We start from the raw sequence: 17,905 nt of genomic DNA, 5'->3' as shown, positions 1-17,905 counted from the left end.
GCGTACGCGCCGCGAGGTCATTTGGCGATCACGGGTTCCGTGGTAATGTCATCTCATCAATAGGGGCGAATGAAGATGAACAACGATACTAATCAACGCGCGGTGCAGACTCCCGCCAACAGCTTCCCAACCGAATCCTTCGACGACGCGACCGAGGCTGTCACGCGTCTGTCGGCGATCTACGAAGCGAACACCTCGTTCCTGCGCGACGCCTTCGCGCGCTATCGCCGCAACGAACTGTTCGAACGCCGGGTGCGCGCCTGCTACCCGTTCGTCAGAGTGCGCACCGAAGTCAACACGCATATCGATTCGCGCCGCTCGTACGGTTTCGTTGCGGGCCCGGGCGTGTTCGAGACGACCGTCACGCGACCCGATCTGTTCGGCAACTACTATCGTGAACAATTGCGCCTGCTGGCGAAGAACCATCACGTGAAGATCGAAGTCGGTGTGTCCGATCAGCCGATTCCGATTCACTTTGCCTTCGCCGAAGGCATCCATCTCGAAGGCGATCTGGATCGCGAGCGCCTGTTCCTGATGCGCGACGTGTTTGATACGCCGGACCTGGCGCTGCTCGACGACCGCATCGTCAACGGCACGTATGAGCCGCTGCCGGGCGAGCCGCATCCGCTCGCGCTGTTCACGGCGGCACGGGTGGATTTCTCGTTGCATCGGCTGAAGCACTACACGGCGACCTCGCCCACGCATTGCCAGAACTACGTGCTGTACACGAACTATCAGTTCTATATCGACGAGTTCGTCAAACTCGGCCGCGCGATGATGGCGCATACCGACGACGAAGCACTGCGCGCGTATCGCAGCGAATACACATCGTTTGTCGAACCGGGCGACGTGATCACGTACAACGAGAATCTTGGCGAGCAGGCGCAGGAAGGCACGGCGCCGCCGCGTCTGCCGCAGATGCCTGCGTATCACCTGAAGCGTGCCGATGGCAGCGGCATCACGATGATCAACATCGGTGTCGGGCCGTCGAACGCGAAGACGATTACCGATCACGTCGCCGTGCTGCGTCCGCATGCGTGGATCATGCTCGGCCACTGCGCGGGCCTGCGTAACACGCAGCGCTTGGGCGATTACGTGCTGGCGCACGGCTATGTGCGCGAAGACCACGTGCTCGACGACGATTTGCCGCTGTGGGTGCCGATTCCTGCACTTGCCGAAGTGCAGGTGGCGTTGGAACGCGCGGTCGCGCAGGTCACGCAACTGGATGGCGTCGAGTTGAAGCGCGTGATGCGCACGGGCACGGTGGCGAGTGTGGATAACCGCAACTGGGAATTGCGGGATCACCGTGAGCCGGTGCAGCGCTTGTCGCAAAGCCGTGCGGTCGCGCTCGATATGGAAAGCGCGACGATCGCCGCGAACGGGTTCCGCTTCCGTGTGCCTTACGGCACCTTGCTATGCGTGTCGGACAAGCCCTTGCATGGCGAATTGAAACTGCCCGGCATGGCGGATCAGTTCTATCGCGCGCAAGTCGATCAGCATCTGCAGATCGGTGTGAAGGCGATGGAGTTGTTGCGGATGAATGGGCTGCATCGTTTGCATAGCCGCAAGCTGCGCAGCTTCGCGGAAGTGGCGTTTCAGTAAAACGATTCTTCGGGCAACGCGTGCGCTGGTTCCGCTCGCCTTGCCCGCGGTTCGATAAACTGAAGCCTGATGGGAATTGACAGCCCTCAGCACCTGAGACCCCCGCAAGGCTCATGTAATGGGCGACGGCTAGAACTGCCCGAAGCCCGTCAGCCCGATCAAACTCCCAGCCGCCAGTAGCCACAACGGATGAATGCGTGTCTTCAACGCGAGCACAGCGGTAGAAGCGGCGATCGCCCATGCAATCGCCGTCGGGTTCGACGCTTCGGCGATCAGGGCCGCGCTCGCCGCGACGATGCCGGCAGTCACGGGCACCAGCCCCATTTGTGCGTAACGCCGCCACGGACGGTCCTTGAACCGATCCCACGCATGCAGCGCCAGAATCGTCACGAGCGAAGACGGTCCGAACTTCGCCACTGAAGTCACCAGCATGCCCGCCCAACCCGCCACGTGCCAGCCGACCAGCGTGACGATCATCAGATTCGGCCCTGGCGCCGCTTGCGCGAGCGCGAACAGCGCGCTGAATTCGCTGGCCGGCATCCAGTGATGCACGTCCACCACCTGGCGTTGCATCTCCGGAAGAATGGTGTTGCCGCCGCCGAATGCCAGTAGCGAAAGCTGACTGAAAATGATGGCAAGAGAAATGAGCGTGTCGTTCATCGTGCGGCCCTCGACGCGATGTAGATGCTGAGCGGCGTGAGTACCAGCATCGTAGGCAGAAGCGGCAGGCGCATGATGGCGATCGCGATGAAGCCGAGCGCCGCGATGAGCGCGGCCATCGGCTTATTTCGCAATGGGAGCAGGATCTTCACGGCCATCGAGATCAGCAGACCGGACGCCGCCGCAGCGAGACCGGCAAAGAGATGGCGGACGTGCGGGTCGTTTTGCGTGTGTTCATACAGCACGCCAAGGCCGATCACGATTAGTGATGGCCCCGCGATCAATCCGAGCAAACCCGCCAGCGCACCCGGCACGCCGCGAAAGCGCATCCCGATCGCCACAGAAAGATTGATCACATTGCCGCCCGGCAAGAATTGGCACAGGCCGAGCAAGTCGGTGAATTCCGCGCCGGTCAGCCAGCGCCGTTGCTCAACCAGGGCACGCCGTGCCAGCGGCAGTGCGCCGCCGAACGAAATCAGCCCGAGGCCGAGAAAACCGCCAAAAATTTCCCGCAAGGTGGGCGTGGGCGCCAGGGCGGCCTCGGTTGAGGTGAGATCGTGATCCATATCGCTAAGCTTCCAGTTCAAGCTCAGGAGGTTAGCGCCGAACCGGCTTTGGGCAAAACGATTTTTGAGCGCGCCTTTGTGATCTAGAATCACAAGCATGGCTCGTAATCTTCCCCCTTTTCCTGCGCTGCGTGCCTTCGAGGCTGCCGCACGGCATGAGAGCTTCACTGCCGCGGCGAACGAATTGCATGTGACTCACGGTGCAATCAGTCGGCAAGTCGCGGCTTTTGAAGCATGGCTCGGCGTGCAGGTATTCCATCGCCGCGGGAAACGCGTGCGCCTGACTGACGACGGCCGCCGTTATCTGGGCACCGTGCAGGCCGCGTTCGACAGCATTGCGCTCGCCACGGACCAACTGCGCGATACGGGCGTCGTTCACGTTTTAAGGGTGAATGCTCTGCCCACCTTCGCGATGAAGTGGCTGCTGCCGCGGCTCCATCAGTTCCAGCGCAAGGTGCCGAATGCGGAGCTGCGCTTATCGACTTCAAACGCCCCGGTCGAAACACTTGACAGCTTCGACGTCGCGGTGCGGCGCGGTCCAGCGCATTGGCCGAACTGCGTGAGCGGCCATTTCCTTGGTGAGAGCGAGATTCCAGTGTGCAGTCCCACGCTCCTGCAACGCTCGCCGATCAACGCGGCCGACGATCTCGCGAAGCATGTGCTGCTGCATTCGGACACGCGGCCCGATGCGTGGGGTAACTGGTTATCGGCAGCAGGAGTAACGGCGAAATGCCGGAAGAAGCAGTCGTTCGATCACTTCTATCTGGCCTTGCAGGCTGCGGTGGATGGTCTCGGTGTGGCGCTGGGTCCGTTGCCTTTGCTGGCGGATGAGCTGGCATCGGGGCGGCTCGTGGTGCCGCTGGCCGGTCCGCGGATAGATGCGCGCGGCTATTGGTGGGTGGCGCGGCGGGAGGTCGCGCAGGCGCCGCTAGTGGCGCAGTTCTGCGAATGGTTGCAAGCGCAGGGTGATCAGACCGATGAAACGGAAGCGGGCAGCCTGAAGGCTGCCCGCTAGATCCCGCGTGCTCATTCTATCGTCACTTCGCGCACGGGGCGCGAACATCCAGCATCATAGATAGAACATCCGGTCCTCATCCGACTTGGCCGGATGCGGTTCGGCTTCTTCGCGGTCTTCGTAGAACTTCAGCACCGCTTCGAGCACCTGGTCCGGATCGTCGATCACCTGCATCAGGTCCATATCCGCCGGATTGATCAGGCCCATCGGCGTGAGCGAGTTCTTGAACCACGCAAGCAGGCCTTCCCAGAACTCGGCGCCCACCAGAATGATCGGCACGTGGCGTGACTTCTTGGTTTGAATCAGCGTGAGGACTTCGGCGAGTTCGTCCAGCGTGCCGAAGCCGCCCGGCATCACGATCACCGCGTCCGAGTTCTTCACGAACGTGACCTTGCGCGTGAAGAAATGGCGGAAACGCAGCGAGATGTCCTGCCACTGATTGCCCGATTGCTCGTGGGGCAGCTCGATGTTCAGGCCGACCGAAGGGGCTTTGCCCGCATGGGCGCCCTTGTTGGCCGCCTCCATGATGCCGGGGCCGCCGCCCGAGATGACCGCGAAGCCTGCGTCCGACAGCTTACGTGCGATCTGCGTGGCGAGTTTGTAGTAAGGCGAGTTCGGTTTCAGGCGCGCTGAACCATAGATGCTGACAGCCGGGCGAATCTCCGAGAGGTACTCGGTCGCCTCGATAAACTCTGCCATAATCGTGAACATCTGCCACGATGCGCGGGCCTTCTTAGCCGTTGCGCGCTCTTGATCTGCGAGTGATCGCAGACTCGGAATCACTTTTCTCTTAGTCATAATGCCTGAAGAACGAAGCCTTGAAGGTAAGACCCTGCTATTGGTCGACGGTTCGAGTTATCTGTACCGGGCCTACCATGCGATGCCTGATCTGCGCGGACCCGAAGGTGGCCCGACGGGTGCGCTCTACGGAATGATCAACATGCTGCGCCGCATGCGCAAGGAAGTCACTGCAGAGTATAGCGCTTGCGTGTTCGACGCCAAGGGCAAAACGTTTCGCGACGACTGGTATGCCGACTATAAGGCGAACCGCCCGTCGATGCCGGACGATCTCTCGCGTCAGATCGAGCCGATTCACGTCGCCGTGCGCGCGCTCGGCTGGCCCCTCCTGATGATCGAAGGCGTCGAAGCTGACGACGTGATCGGCACGCTCAGCACCGAGGCGGAAAAACGCGGCATGAATGTGATCGTGTCGACTGGGGACAAGGATCTGGCGCAGCTCGTGTCGGATCATGTCACCCTCATCAATACGATGACTAATGAGAAGCTCGACCGCGCCGGCGTGATCGCCAAATTCGGCGTGCCGCCGGAGCGCATCATCGACTACCTGTCGTTGATCGGCGATACCGTCGACAACGTGCCAGGCGTCGAGAAATGCGGGCCGAAAACGGCAATCAAATGGCTGACGCAGTACGAGACACTCGATGGCATCGTCGCACATGCGGACGAAATCAAAGGTGCGGTAGGAGACAATCTGCGACGTGCGCTCGATTTTCTGCCGATGGCGAAGAAACTCGTCACCGTCGAGCGCCAATGCGATCTGACCGGCCATATCGTGTCGATCGAGGAAAGCCTGCAAAGCCGGCCGGAATCGCGCGAGGAACTGCGCGACGTGTTCACGCGCAACGGTTTCAAGACCTGGCTGCGCGAAGTGGAAATCGCGGACGCCGTGGAAGGTCCCGAGACCGATGTGCCGCCGGCGCTCACCGTGGATCACGAACGTCACTACGACACGGTGCAGACTTGGGAACAGTTCGACGCGTGGCTTGAGAAAATCAACGCCGCCGAGTTGACTGCGTTCGATACCGAAACCACCTCGCTCGATCCGATGACCGCGCAAATCGTTGGGTTGTCTTTCTCGGTCGAGCCTGGCTATGCCGCTTATGTGCCGGTCGCGCATCGCGGCCCGGACGCACCCGTGCAACTGCCGCGCGACGAAGTGCTGGCAAAGCTCAAGCCGTGGCTGGAAAGCGCCGAACGCAAGAAGGTCGGCCAGCACATGAAGTACGACGAACAGGTGCTGGCGAACTACGGCATCGAAATGCGCGGCGTCGAACACGACACGCTGCTGGAATCGTACGTGCTCGAATCGCACCGTACGCACGACATGGACAGCCTCGCGCTGCGCCATCTCGGCATCAAGACGATCAAGTACGAAGAGGTCGCGGGCAAGGGCGCGTCGCAAATCGGTTTCGACGAAGTCGCGTTGGAAACGGCCGCCGAATACGCGGCAGAAGACGCCGACATCACCTTGCGCTTGCATCAGGCCTTGTACCCGCAAGTCGCCGCGGAGAAGACGCTCGAGCACATTTACCGCGACATCGAAGTACCCACCTCGCGCGTATTGCGCAAGATGGAGCGCACGGGTGTACTGATCGACGCGGAAAAGCTGCGCGCGCAAAGCAGCGAAATCGCCACGCGTCTGATTCAACTGGAGAGCGAAGCGTACGTGCTGGCCGGCGGCGAATTCAATCTCGGTTCGCCGAAGCAGATTGGTCAGATATTCTTTGAGAAGCTCGAATTGCCGGTGGTCAAGAAGACCCCGAGCGGCGCGCCGTCCACCGACGAAGAAGTGCTGCAAAAGCTCGCCGAAGACTATCCGCTGCCGAAAATCCTGCTCGAACACCGTGGCTTGTCGAAGCTGAAATCGACCTATACGGACAAGCTGCCGCGCATGGTCAACGCCACCACCGGCCGTGTGCATACGAACTATGCGCAGGCAGTGGCGGTGACGGGCCGGCTGGCGTCGAACGATCCGAACCTGCAGAACATTCCCGTGCGCACCGGCGAAGGCCGCCGCATTCGCGAGGCGTTTATCGCCCCGCCGGGCCACAAGCTCGTCTCCGCCGACTACTCGCAGATCGAACTGCGCATCATGGCGCACATCTCCGGCGACGAATCGTTGCTGCGTGCGTTCTCGCAAGGCGAAGACATTCACCGCGCCACTGCCGCGGAAATTTTCAGCGTGACGCCGCTCGAAGTGTCGAACGATCAACGGCGTGTGGCGAAGGTCATCAACTTCGGGCTGATCTACGGCATGAGCGCGTTCGGTCTTGCCGCGAACCTCGGCATTACGCGCGACGCGGCCAAGCTGTATATCGACCGCTACTTCACGCGTTATCCCGGCGTCGCGCGTTATATGGACGAAACGCGTCTGAGCGCGAAGGCCAAGGGCTACGTGGAAACGGCGTTCGGCCGCCGCCTGTGGCTGCCGGAGATCAACGGCGGTAACGGTCCGCGCCGTCAGGCAGCAGAGCGCGCGGCCATTAACGCGCCGATGCAGGGCACGGCCGCCGACCTCATCAAGCTGTCGATGATCGCGGTGCAGAAGTGGATCGAAGAGTCGAAGGTCGGTACGCGCATGATCATGCAGGTGCACGACGAACTGATTCTCGAAGTGCCGGACGCGGAATTGTCCGACGTACGCAAGCGCTTGCCGGAGCTGATGTGCGGTGTCGCCGCGCTGAAAGTGCCGCTGGTCGCTGAAGTGGGCGCTGGCCTGAACTGGGAAGAAGCACATTGACGTGCATGTGACGGGGCGCTTGACAGGCGATAACGTCGTGCGCATGTCACATATGCGTATTGATAGCTTGTGACAACCCGTGCCGCTCGCGGACAATCGCTAGGACAGACGGCGCGCGCTTCATGTTTCATGCGCGCCGGCGCGACGCATAACCCATCGGCAAATACGGAGAGTTCAATGCATCGTTTTATCGTCGTTGGCGGGGGCGCGGGGGGACTGGAACTGGCGACGCGCTTAGGCGACCGCTATGCACCCCACAAGAACAAAGGCGGTGTGCGCGCGCAAGTGACGCTCGTCGACCGTAATCCAACCCATATCTGGAAGCCGCTGTTGCATGAAGTGGCAGCCGGCAGCATGGACCCGTTCACCCAGGAACTCGAATATGCGGCGCAAGCGCGCTGGCACGGCTTTGAGTTTCAGCAGGGCGACCTGACCGGTCTGGACCGCGCGAACAAACGTCTGACGCTCGGCACCGTGCTCGACGACGATGGCGCAGAACTGTTGCCCGAACGCCAACTCGAATACGACACGCTGATCATCGCGATTGGCAGCACCACGGCATTCTTCGGCGTGAAGGGCGCGCCCGAGTTTTCCCTGGCGCTCGACACGGTCAGCCAGGCGGAGCGTTTCCGCAAGCGCCTGATCGCGGCCTGTATGCGCGCGGAGCATCAGGTGCATGAACCTGTCGAATCGGGCCTGGGCACATCGCCTTCCTCTGAGCCGCGCATCCAGGTGGCGATCGTCGGCGGCGGTGCGACGGGCGTCGAACTCTCGGCTGAGTTGCGCAATACGGCTCAGGTGTTGTCCGCGTACGGCTTGCATAAGCTCGATCCGCGGCACGACGTCGGCATCGTGCTGATCGAGGCGGGGCCGCGCATTTTGCCCGCCTTGCAGGAACGTGTGTCGACGGCCACCGCCGAATTGCTCACCAAGCTCGGTGTGAAGCTGATGATCGGCGAGACCGTGGCCGAGGTCGCGCCCGGCATGATCCGCACGGCGAGCGGTAAAACCGTGCGCGCCGATCTGACAGTGTGGGCAGCGGGCATCAAGGCGCCCGCCATCCTGAGTGAGCTCGACGGCCTGCCGGTCAACCGTCTGGGGCAACTCATCGTGCGCCGCACGCTGCAAACCGAAATTGATGACAACGTCTTTGCGCTCGGCGATTGCGCGGCTTGCCCATGGCCGGGCAATGAGCGCAACGTGCCGCCGCGCGCGCAAGCGGCTCACCAGCAGGCGAGCTTCCTGATGAAAGCGCTAGCGGCCCGGCTCGAGAACAAGCCGCTGCCCGAATTTACCTATCGCGACTTCGGCTCGCTGGTGTCGCTCGGGCACTTCAGCGCGGTCGGCAATCTGATGGGCGGTGTGATCGGCGGCAATATGCTGATCGAAGGGCTGTTCGCGCGCTTCATGTACATGTCGCTGTACCGGCTGCATATCGCGGCGCTGCACGGCTACGCGCGGATGGTGCTCGATACCTTTGCGCACTGGTTGCGGCGCACCACGCTGCCGCGGGTCAAGCTGCACTGAGGGCTGACCGCGCTTGAGAAGGTTGCATGTGCAACAGGACGCGGGTGAAGCGTATCCTGTTGCATCCAACCTTCACCCGAGGAGCGCCGCATGCTGAAACCCGACATCGACAGCCTGGTCCCGCACGTTCCCTTCAATCGCCGTACCTTCATCAAAGCCGCGCTCGGCACCGGTTTCGCCGCGGCCGTGCTGCCGGTGTCGGCGCAAACCATCCATACCGATAGCGACGGTCTTGAAGCCGGCGAGATTGGCGTGCGTTCTGGCGATACGCTCGTGCCTGCCTATCGAGCGCAGCCGAAGGGCAAGACGCATCTGCCGGTGATCATCGTGATCCACGAGGCGTTCGGCGTGCACGAGCATATTGCCGACGTGTGCCGGCGCTTTGCCAAGCTCGGTTATCTGGCGATCGCGCCGGATCTGTTCGTCCGCGAGGGCGACCCGTCGGTGCTGCCGACCATCCAGCAGATCAGCGATCAGATTCTCAGCAAGGTGCCGGACGAGCAGGCGCTGGGCGACCTCGACGCTACCGTCGCATGGGCGGGCGAACACGGCGGCGATCTGAACCGGCTCGGCGTGAACGGATTTTGCTGGGGAGGACGGATTGCGTGGTTGTATGCGGAGCACAATCCGCGGCTCAAGGCTGCGGTAGCGTGGTACGGGCGCGTGAGCGGAGATCACAGCGCGACCACGCCCGCGAACCCGCTCGATCGCGTTGGCGATCTGCAGGCACCGGTACTGGGCCTATACGGGCTGCAGGATCAAAGCATTCCGCAAGCCACGCTCGCGCAGATGAAGCAGGCCATCGCTCAGGGTCCGCAGGCGGCCCGCGGTTCGCAATTCGTCGTGTATGACGACGCGGGCCACGCGTTTTTTGCGGATTATCGGCCGAGCTACAAAAAAGCCGATGCTGAAGATGGCTGGCGACGTGCGCTGGTGTGGTTCAAGCAGCACGGAGTCGCATAAAGGTGCGCGCTGGCTTGGCATGGCGCGTTCGATACCTTCGTTGACTCGCCGAAACGACGTGCCGATGCGCCCGGCTTAAAGAATGAAGAAGGCCGTGGCCGCTGGAAAGCGGCCACGGCCTTTTCGCTATTCGTCCCGCTTGATGGGACGCTTAGGGATTCGGACCCGTAGCAACCGGACGCTTCGGATCAGAACTCCATTCGCTCCACGATCCCGCATACAGCGCCGCGCCATGCATGCCCGCGATCTCCATCGCGAGTGCGTTCACGCATGCCGTCACACCTGAGCCACATTGCAGCACGACGTGTTCCGGCGGCGTGTCGGCCAGCAACGCATGGAATTCCTCACGCAGCGTGTGTGCCGGCTTGTAGCGGCCGTCGGCGGTGAGGTTGTCCTTGAAGAACCGGTTGAGCGCGCCGGGAATATGGCCGCCGACGCGATCCAGCGTCTCGTTCTCGCCGCGATAGCGATCGTTCGCGCGCGCGTCGACCACGACGCGTTCTTTCGTGCCGAGATTGCGCTCGACGGTCTGCGCGTCGACGGTAACCGAAAGCGGCGCGCCCGCTTTGAAGTCACCGGTATTCTGCGCCGGCGCGTCTTGCGTCAGCGGCTGGCCGGCGGCCTCCCAGGCTTGCAGTCCACCGTCGAGCAGTGCAACCGCATCGTGTCCCAGCCAGCGCAGCAGCCACCATGCGCGCGCGGCGTACATGCCACCTTGCGCGTCATACGCGACGACCTGCTGACCCTGCTTCAGGCCGCGCGACTCCAGTGTCTCCACGAGCCGCGCGCGATCTGGCAGCGGATGGCGGCCATTGTGGCCGTTCTTCGGCCCCGACAGATCGCGATCAAGATTCAGATAGTGCGCGCCCGGCAAATGCCCGGCCAAATAGGCTTTCTCGCCCGCCTCGGTGTCGGCCAGATCGAAGCGGCAATCGATGACGAACACACTGCCCGGCGCGGCGGCAAGCCGTTCCGCGAGATTCGACGCGGAGATCAGAGTGGTGTAGTGAGTGTGGGGCATGACGTCTCCTCAAACGGGCGATTGCGGCGCTTGGCCGGCGGCTTGGCGCCGTTAGCGAATGGCCGAACGATAGTGATAGTCTAAACAAAAAAAGACGGGCCGAAGCCCGTCTTTCCATGCTTTGATGCGACTCGCGCAAGGATCGGCTCAAACTCCCTTGCATGCGGAGCACGCGCGGATCAGATCGCGCCGAGCTCGCGCCGCAAGAACTCATGGAAGTGCTGCATGCCGTCTTCCATCGGGCTCTGATACGGGCCGACCTGCGATTCGCCGCGTTCCATCAGCGCGCGGCGGCCTGCGTCCATGCGCTCGGCGATCTCGTCGTCTTCGCGGGCCGTTTCCATGTAGGCGGCGCGCTCGGCTTCGACGAACTCGCGTTCGAACAGCGCGATTTCCTCAGGGTAATAGAACTCCACCACATTGGTGGTTTTCTGCGGACCGCGCGGAATCAACCACGACACGACCAGCACGTGCGGATACCACTCGATCATGATGCCGGGGTAGTACACCATCCAGATCGCGCCGAAATCGGGCGGATTGCCGCCGCGGAAGCGCAGCACTTCGTCGTGCCATTTACGGTACGTCGGGCTGCCCGGCTGCTCCAGATCCTTGTGGACGCCGACCGTCTGCACGCTGTACCACTCGCCGAACTCCCACGTCAGGTCGTCGCAATTGACGAAGCTGCCGAGGCCCGGATGGAACGGCGCGACGTGGTAGTCCTCCAGATAGACCTCGATAAAAGTCTTCCAGTTGTAATTGCACTCGTGCACTTCGACGTGATCGAACATGAAGCCCGAGAAATCGAAGTGTTGCTTGGTGCCGAGGCGCGCCAGGTCCCGCGCGACGTCGCGCCCCTGCGCTTCGAACAGCAGGCCTTGCCAGTTCTGCAGCGGCGTGGCGCCGAGATTCAGGCAGGGGTTGTCCGCAAAATGAGGGGCACCGAGGAGCTGGCCGTTCAGATCGTACGTCCAGCGATGCAGGGGGCAGACGATGTTCTCCGTCTGGCCGCGGCCATTGAGCATGATGGCTTGCCGGTGGCGGCACACGTTCGACAGCAGTTCGACTTGCGACTGCTGGTTACGGACGAGCACACGCCCTTCGCCCTCGCTGGGCAAAGCAAAATAATTCCCCGCTTCGGGCACCATGAGATCGTGGCCGATGTAGCGAGGACCTTTCTTGAAAAGGGTGTCGATTTCGCGCGTTAGAAGCGCTTCGTCAAAGTAAGCCGTGACTGGCAGCTGGCTGTGGACAGACCGCAACTGCAATGCATTGCTCAGATTGGACATTCCCACTCCCGTGAAGACGTGAAAGCAGTGAACAACCCAACCATCGAAGATTCGATTTAGGGAGCCCGAGATTATACCTGTTTCCCCCACCGTGGGGCGCTTAAGTGACTGATTTGGGTCAAAAATGTCAAGTAAGTTCGCGTTTTTCGCCACGGACCAATCGATTTTTTTCTGCGAGACTGAGGGTCGGACACGGAGGGCGAAGGCGGGGCGCGGGCTGGCGAGCGGATCGGAAATGTCGCTTTTGCCGTAGAATGTCCGACTTGTTTTAATTTTGCGACTATTCATGGCGAAGACCGCGTCGAAAGATACTGCTGCCGCGCCTGCTGAAGGCGTCGATACCACGCCGTTGCCCGAGAACTACGAGGCGGCCCAGGCCGAGCTGGAAGGGCTGGTCGCGCGCATGGAAAGCGGCAATCTCAGCCTCGAGGAGTCGCTCACCGCCTACCGGCGCGGTGCGGCCCTCGTAGCGTTTTGCCAGCAGCAGCTCGAGAAGGTCGAGCAGCAGGTGCGCGTGCTCGATGGCGAGACGCTCAAGCCGCTGCCCGTGAATACCGCAGGCACAGCCGCTACTGAAAGCGGGGACGACCTATGACATTCGAACAATGGACACGCTCGGTACTCGAACGCGTCGAATCGGCACTAGAACACTATCTGCCCACGGAAGCGACCGAGCCGGCCAAACTGCATGAAGCCATGCGCTACGCGGTGCTGGGCGGCGGCAAGCGGGTGCGCCCGCTGCTGTGCCACGCGGCCGGCGAGCTGACCGGCGCGCGCGCCGAGTGTCTGGACGCGGCAGCGGCGGCGCTGGAAATGATCCACGTGTACTCGCTGGTGCACGACGACATGCCCTGCATGGACGACGACGCGCTGCGTCGCGGCAAACCCACGGTACACGTCAAATATGACGAGGCCACGGCGCTGCTGGTCGGCGACGCGCTGCAAGCGCAGGCATTCGTCGCACTGACGTCGGACGTGCTGGCGCCGGCGCAGCAGGCATCGCTCGTGCGCGAACTGGCCTTGGCGAGCGGCTCGATCGGTATGTGCGGCGGCCAGGCCATCGACCTGGCGAGCGTTGGCCATACGCTGACGCGCGCGCAATTGGAAACCATGCACCGGATGAAAACCGGCGCCTTGCTGCGTGCTGCGGTGCGCATGGGCGCGCTGGCGGGCGAAACGCCGAATGCGGACGCAATGCGTTCGCTCGACGCGTATGCGGCCGCTGTCGGCCTCGCGTTTCAGGTCGTCGACGATATTCTCGACGTCACGACCGATTCCGCGACGCTTGGCAAGACGGCAGGTAAAGACGCAAAGGACGGCAAGCCGACCTACGTGTCGATTATTGGGCTAGATGCGTCGCGTGCGCTCGCAGCGCAACTGCGCAGCGACGCTCACGCTGCGATTGCGCCATTTGGCGCGCGCGCGCAGCGTCTTGCCGAATTGGCCGACCTGGTGGTGAACCGGGTTAGCTGAACGCGAAAGCCCGCCGCCGAGCACCTTTGCTACGGGTGCATGTATGAAGTGCGGGCGCGTAAGTTTTCCTACAATGGAACGACGATGTACGACTTGCTGAAAACCATTGACGACCCGGCAGCCCTGCGCCGCCTTGATCGCCGCCAATTGCAACCGCTTGCCGACGAGTTGCGTGCTTTTGTGCTCGACAGCGTATCGCAGACGGGCGGCCATCTTTCGTCCAACCTCGGCACGGTCGAGTTGACCATTGCTCTGCACTATGTGTTCGACACGCCGCGTGACCGGATCGTGTGGGACGTCGGCCATCAAACCTATCCGCACAAGATCCTGACGGGCCGCCGCGACCAGATGCACACGCTGCGTCAGCTCGGCGGCATCTCGGGCTTTCCGAAGCGCGACGAGTCGGAATACGACACCTTCGGCACTGCGCACTCCAGCACCTCGATCTCGGCCGCGCTCGGCATGGCGGTCGCCAGCAAGCTGCAGGGCGAGAACCGCACGGGCATCGCCGTCATCGGCGACGGCGCGATGACGGCCGGCATGGCCTTTGAGGCGATGAACAACGCCGGCGTCGAAGACGACGTGCCGCTGCTGGTCATCCTGAACGATAACGACATGTCGATTTCGCCGCCGGTCGGCGCGTTGAATCGCCATCTGGCGCGCCTGATGTCGGGCCGTTTCTACGCCGCCGCGCGTGCGGGCGTCGAACGTGTGCTGCGCGTCGCGCCGCCTATGCTCGATCTGGCGCGCAAGCTCGAAGAACACGCGAAGGGCATGATCGTGCCGGCCACGCTCTTCGAAGAGTTCGGCTTCAACTACATTGGGCCGATCGACGGTCACGACCTCGATTCGCTGATCCCGACGCTGCAGAACATCAAGGAACTGCGCGGTCCGCAATTCCTGCACGTGGTGACAAAGAAGGGCCAGGGCTACAAACTGGCCGAAGCCGATCCGGTGCTGTACCACGGCCCGGGCAAGTTCAACCCCGCCGAGGGCATCAAGCCGGCCACCACACCGTCGAAGAAAACCTACACGCAGGTGTTCGGCGAATGGTTGTGCGACGCGGCCGAGCTGGACGCGCGCGTGGTCGGCATTACGCCGGCCATGCGTGAAGGCTCGGGCATGGTCGAGTTCGAGAAGCGCTTCCCGGATCGCTACTTCGACGTCGGCATCGCCGAGCAGCACGCGGTGACGTTCGCCGGCGGTCTGGCTGCCGAGGGCATGAAGCCGGTGGTCGCGATCTACTCGACCTTCCTGCAACGTGCTTACGACCAGTTGATCCACGACGTCGCGCTGCAAAACCTGCCGGTGGTGTTCGCCATCGACCGCGCGGGTCTGGTCGGTGCGGACGGCGCCACCCACGCGGGTGCTTATGATCTGGCGTTCCTGCGCTGCATCCCGAACATGACGGTGATGGCGGCATCGGACGAAAACGAATGCCGTCAGATGCTGTACACGGCGTTGCAGCAGCCGAACCCGACGGCGGTGCGCTATCCGCGCGGCGCTGGCACGGGCGTGGCAACCGTCAAGCAGATGACGGCGCTGCCGCTTGGCAAGGGCGAGGTCCGTCGCGAAACGTCGCAACCGGCCGGCAAGCGGATTGCGATTCTGGCATTCGGCACGATGGTTGCGCCGTCGCTGGCGGCGGCCGAGCAACTGGACGCCACGGTGGCGAACATGCGCTTCGTGAAGCCGTTGGACGCCGAGCTGGTCCGCCATCTGGCCGAAACGCACGACGCCATCGTCACGGTCGAAGAAGGCTGCGTGATGGGCGGCGCGGGTTCGGCTTGCGTTGAAGCCCTGCTTGAGAGTGGGGTTATGCGGCCCGTACTACAATTGGGCCTTCCGGATCGCTTCATCGATCATGGGGATCCGGCCAAGCTGCTCGCCGCGTGCGGTCTCGACGCTGCGGGCATCGCCAAGTCGATTCGCGAACGCTTTCTTTCCAGCGGCGCGGTCGGCGGTCAATCCTCGGTGAAGCGCGTCGCTTAATTGCGTCGCTTATTTGCGTCGATTGGCTGAGTCGTTCAGCTGCTTTGCCGTGCGCTGTGCCGCGGCTATGGTGGCCATAGCAATCTCCTACTTGAGTCGATGGACCTTCGGGTCCATCATCCAACGCCGGCAGGGGCCGGCGTTCGCCGTTGCGTGCCCTGATCCGTACGGCCGCTGAGTGCCCTCAAACCTGTCGCTTCGCGACGGCCCCGACGAGGCAATCCCCCAATTCCCCAACGGGACTTCCTTCGGGGCGGGGGACTTCCCGCGGAGCGAAAAATTTGGGGCGGCCCGGCGGTTTCTTGAAAGGACAAGAATATGAACCAGATGAATCCCGCCTTTGTGATGCCCGACGTGCAGAGCACGCCCGATACGCGTCAGATTCCGATTCAACGCGTCGGCGTCAAGGCAGTGCGCCATCCATTGACGGTGCGCACGCAAGGCGGTGAAGTGCAGCCCACGGTCGGCACGTGGAATCTCGACGTGCATCTGCCAGCCGATCAGAAGGGCACGCACATGTCGCGCTTCGTCGCGCTGCTTGAAGAGAACAAGGCACCGCTCGAGGCGGCCACGTTCCGCACCATGCTCGCCGCAATGCTCGAAAAGCTCGAGGCCGAGGCGGGTCGTATCGAAGTGTCGTTCCCGTACTTCGTGAACAAGACCGCGCCGGTATCGGGTGTGCAAAGTCTGCTCGACTACGAAGTAACGCTGGCAGGCGAGACTCGCAACGGCGCGACGCGTCTGTTCCTGAAGGTACTGGTGCCGGTCACGAGCCTGTGCCCGTGCTCGAAGAAGATTTCGCAGTACGGCGCCCACAACCAGCGTTCGCACGTCACGATCAACGCCGAGCTGGCGGGCGACGTGGCAGTGGAAGAGCTGGTTCGTATCGCTGAAGAAGAAGCCTCGTGCGAACTGTGGGGCATGCTCAAGCGTCCGGACGAGAAGTTCGTCACCGAACGTGCGTATGAAAATCCGAAGTTCGTCGAAGACCTGGTGCGTGATGTCGCGCAGCGTTTAAATGCGGACGAGCGCATCGTCGCTTATGTGCTTGAGGCTGAGAACTTCGAATCGATTCACAATCACAGCGCGTATGCAGTGATTGAGCGGGATAAGCGGGTGGGTTGATCACGCTTGCGCTTGCTTGCTGAAAATGAAAAAGCCGCTTCGCAAAGCGGCTTTTTTGCGTCATCGCGTCGCGAAGTTCAGCGTGCGAGTGAGGTCAGATCCCAGCGCGGCTTCACCGTGAACGCGTAGTCTTTGCCCGATTGATCGGGCCAGCGTTGCAATCGCAATGCGCCGGCCAACGCGATCATCGCGCCATTGTCGGTACACAGCGACAGGTCCGGGTAGTGCACGAAAAAATTGCGTTTCTTCGCCGCAGCTGAAAGGGCTTCGCGCAGTTGCCGGTTCGCGCCGACGCCGCCCGCGACTACCAGTCGATTGAGCTTGGTCCGCTTGAGTGCGGCCAGCGATTTAGCCGCCAGCACTTCCACGGCCGCGTCGACAAAACCGCGCGCCAGATCCGCTTTCGCCTGCTCGCAGATGTTCGCGCCGCCGAGCTTCTTGGCATGCGTGAGAACAGCGGTCTTCAGGCCGCTGAAGCTGAAATCGAGGTCGCCGGAATGCAGCATGGGGCGCGGCAGGACGACTGCGCCGGGCGTGCCGAATTCAGCCATCCGGGACACTTCTGGCCCGCCCGGATAACCGAGGCCCAGCAGCTTGGCGGTTTTATCGAAGGCTTCGCCGGCGGCGTCGTCGAGCGTTTCGCCGAGCGTCTCGTAGACGCCCACGTCCGTCACGCGCATCAATTGCGTATGGCCGCCTGACACCAGCAGCGCCACGAACGGAAACGGCGGCGGCTCGTCCACCAGCAGCGGCGACAGCAAGTGCCCTTCAAGATGGTGGATGCCGATGGTTGGCTTGTCCCACGCCATGGCCAGCGAATTGGCGACGCTCGCGCCGACTAGCAGCGCGCCCGCGAGGCCCGGGCCTTGCGTATAGGCGATTGCGTCGATGTCGCTGCGCACGGTGCCGGCGCGTTCCATCACCTCTTCGAGCAGCGGCAGCGCACGCCGAATATGGTCGCGCGACGCCAGTTCCGGCACCACGCCGCCGTACTCCCGGTGCATCGCAATTTGCGAATGCAGCGCGTGCGCGAGCAGGCCGCGCTCTGTGTCGTAGAGCGCGAGACCAGTTTCGTCGCAGGAGCTTTCGATGCCGAGAACGAGCATGATGGGTCGCTTGAACGGGCGCGTGAGT

15 protein-coding genes are annotated in these 17,905 nt (G+C 62.5%); 9 read left to right on the top strand and 6 right to left on the bottom strand.

All coding sequences use genetic code 11. The features are described from left to right. The first annotated feature begins 75 nt into the window (after nt 1-75). On the top strand, nt 76-1,602 hold the full coding sequence (locus tag HHL24_RS20250) for an AMP nucleosidase (protein WP_169487199.1): 1,527 nt from the start codon (nt 76-78) through the stop codon (nt 1,600-1,602). A gap of 129 nt (nt 1,603-1,731) precedes the next feature. Here the strand turns inward: HHL24_RS20250 and HHL24_RS20245 are convergent, their stop codons facing one another. Then, entirely contained in the window at nt 1,732-2,262 is a 531-nt protein-coding gene (locus HHL24_RS20245; RefSeq protein WP_169487198.1) for a chromate transporter, read from the bottom strand. Beyond that, nucleotides 2,259-2,828: a chromate transporter gene (locus HHL24_RS20240; RefSeq protein ID WP_169487197.1), complete on the bottom strand. Its 570-nt coding sequence runs from the start codon at nt 2,826-2,828 to the stop codon at nt 2,259-2,261. Before HHL24_RS20240 ends, HHL24_RS20245 begins: the two co-directional genes overlap by 4 nt. Nucleotides 2,829-2,925: 97 nt before the next feature. Here HHL24_RS20240 and HHL24_RS20235 point away from each other — a divergent pair, with 97 nt between their 5' ends. Then, nucleotides 2,926-3,843 (top strand): transcriptional regulator GcvA, encoded by a 918-nt coding sequence (locus HHL24_RS20235; RefSeq protein ID WP_169487196.1) that lies wholly within the window; start codon nt 2,926-2,928, stop codon nt 3,841-3,843. Nucleotides 3,844-3,897: 54 nt separating this feature from the next. Here HHL24_RS20235 and HHL24_RS20230 read toward each other — a convergent pair whose 3' ends face one another. Further along, nucleotides 3,898-4,641, bottom strand: coding sequence for an LOG family protein (locus tag HHL24_RS20230; protein ID WP_097394787.1), 744 nt, complete (start codon nt 4,639-4,641; stop codon nt 3,898-3,900). A gap of 1 nt (nt 4,642) precedes the next feature. Between HHL24_RS20230 and polA the strand changes: the two genes are divergently transcribed. The 3 genes from polA to HHL24_RS20215 all read left to right on the top strand — a co-directional run bounded on the left by polA (nt 4,643) and on the right by HHL24_RS20215 (nt 9,874). Beyond that, on the top strand, nt 4,643-7,384 hold the full coding sequence (gene polA / locus HHL24_RS20225) for a DNA polymerase I (RefSeq protein ID WP_169487195.1): 2,742 nt from the start codon (nt 4,643-4,645) through the stop codon (nt 7,382-7,384). A 177-nt stretch (nt 7,385-7,561) separates the two neighbouring features. After that, nucleotides 7,562-8,911 (top strand): NAD(P)/FAD-dependent oxidoreductase, encoded by a 1,350-nt coding sequence (locus HHL24_RS20220; RefSeq protein WP_169487194.1) that lies wholly within the window; start codon nt 7,562-7,564, stop codon nt 8,909-8,911. A gap of 90 nt (nt 8,912-9,001) precedes the next feature. Next, complete coding sequence (locus HHL24_RS20215) at nt 9,002-9,874, top strand: dienelactone hydrolase family protein (protein ID WP_169487193.1); 873 nt, start codon at nt 9,002-9,004, stop codon at nt 9,872-9,874. Between the two features lie 151 nt (nt 9,875-10,025). On the opposite strand, the gene HHL24_RS20210 is transcribed toward HHL24_RS20215, so the two are convergent. Both HHL24_RS20210 and HHL24_RS20205 read right to left on the bottom strand, forming a co-directional pair. Next, nucleotides 10,026-10,895, bottom strand: coding sequence for a sulfurtransferase (locus HHL24_RS20210; RefSeq protein WP_169487192.1), 870 nt, complete (start codon nt 10,893-10,895; stop codon nt 10,026-10,028). 179 nt (nt 10,896-11,074) lie between these two features. Then, nucleotides 11,075-12,181 (bottom strand): aromatic ring-hydroxylating oxygenase subunit alpha, encoded by a 1,107-nt coding sequence (locus HHL24_RS20205; protein WP_169487191.1) that lies wholly within the window; start codon nt 12,179-12,181, stop codon nt 11,075-11,077. 286 nt (nt 12,182-12,467) lie between these two features. On the opposite strand from HHL24_RS20205, the gene HHL24_RS20200 reads away from it, so the two are divergent. From HHL24_RS20200 to folE2, 4 genes are all read left to right on the top strand, one after another. Then, entirely contained in the window at nt 12,468-12,776 is a 309-nt protein-coding gene (locus HHL24_RS20200; RefSeq protein WP_169487190.1) for an exodeoxyribonuclease VII small subunit, read from the top strand. Further along, nucleotides 12,773-13,654 carry a polyprenyl synthetase family protein gene (locus tag HHL24_RS20195; protein WP_169487189.1) on the top strand — a complete coding sequence of 294 codons (882 nt, stop codon included), beginning with the start codon at nt 12,773-12,775 and terminating at the stop codon, nt 13,652-13,654. The genes HHL24_RS20200 and HHL24_RS20195 overlap by 4 nt, the downstream gene beginning before the upstream one ends. A gap of 84 nt (nt 13,655-13,738) precedes the next feature. Further along, complete coding sequence (gene dxs / locus HHL24_RS20190) at nt 13,739-15,646, top strand: 1-deoxy-D-xylulose-5-phosphate synthase (protein ID WP_169487188.1); 1,908 nt, start codon at nt 13,739-13,741, stop codon at nt 15,644-15,646. Between the two features lie 318 nt (nt 15,647-15,964). Then, nucleotides 15,965-16,771 carry a GTP cyclohydrolase FolE2 gene (folE2, locus tag HHL24_RS20185; RefSeq protein ID WP_169487187.1) on the top strand — a complete coding sequence of 269 codons (807 nt, stop codon included), beginning with the start codon at nt 15,965-15,967 and terminating at the stop codon, nt 16,769-16,771. Nucleotides 16,772-16,848: 77 nt separating this feature from the next. Here the strand turns inward: folE2 and tsaD are convergent, their stop codons facing one another. Then, a complete protein-coding gene (gene tsaD, locus HHL24_RS20180) occupies nt 16,849-17,877 on the bottom strand; it encodes a tRNA (adenosine(37)-N6)-threonylcarbamoyltransferase complex transferase subunit TsaD (protein ID WP_097394777.1) in 1,029 nt (342 codons plus the stop codon). Between the last annotated feature and the right edge of the window lie 28 nt (nt 17,878-17,905).

The sequence above is a fragment of the Paraburkholderia polaris genome, assembly GCF_012927345.1.
Classification (GTDB): domain Bacteria; phylum Pseudomonadota; class Gammaproteobacteria; order Burkholderiales; family Burkholderiaceae; genus Paraburkholderia; species Paraburkholderia polaris.
Note: the sequence above shows the minus strand (reverse complement) of the source record. Positions and strands in the feature narration are given on the sequence as shown.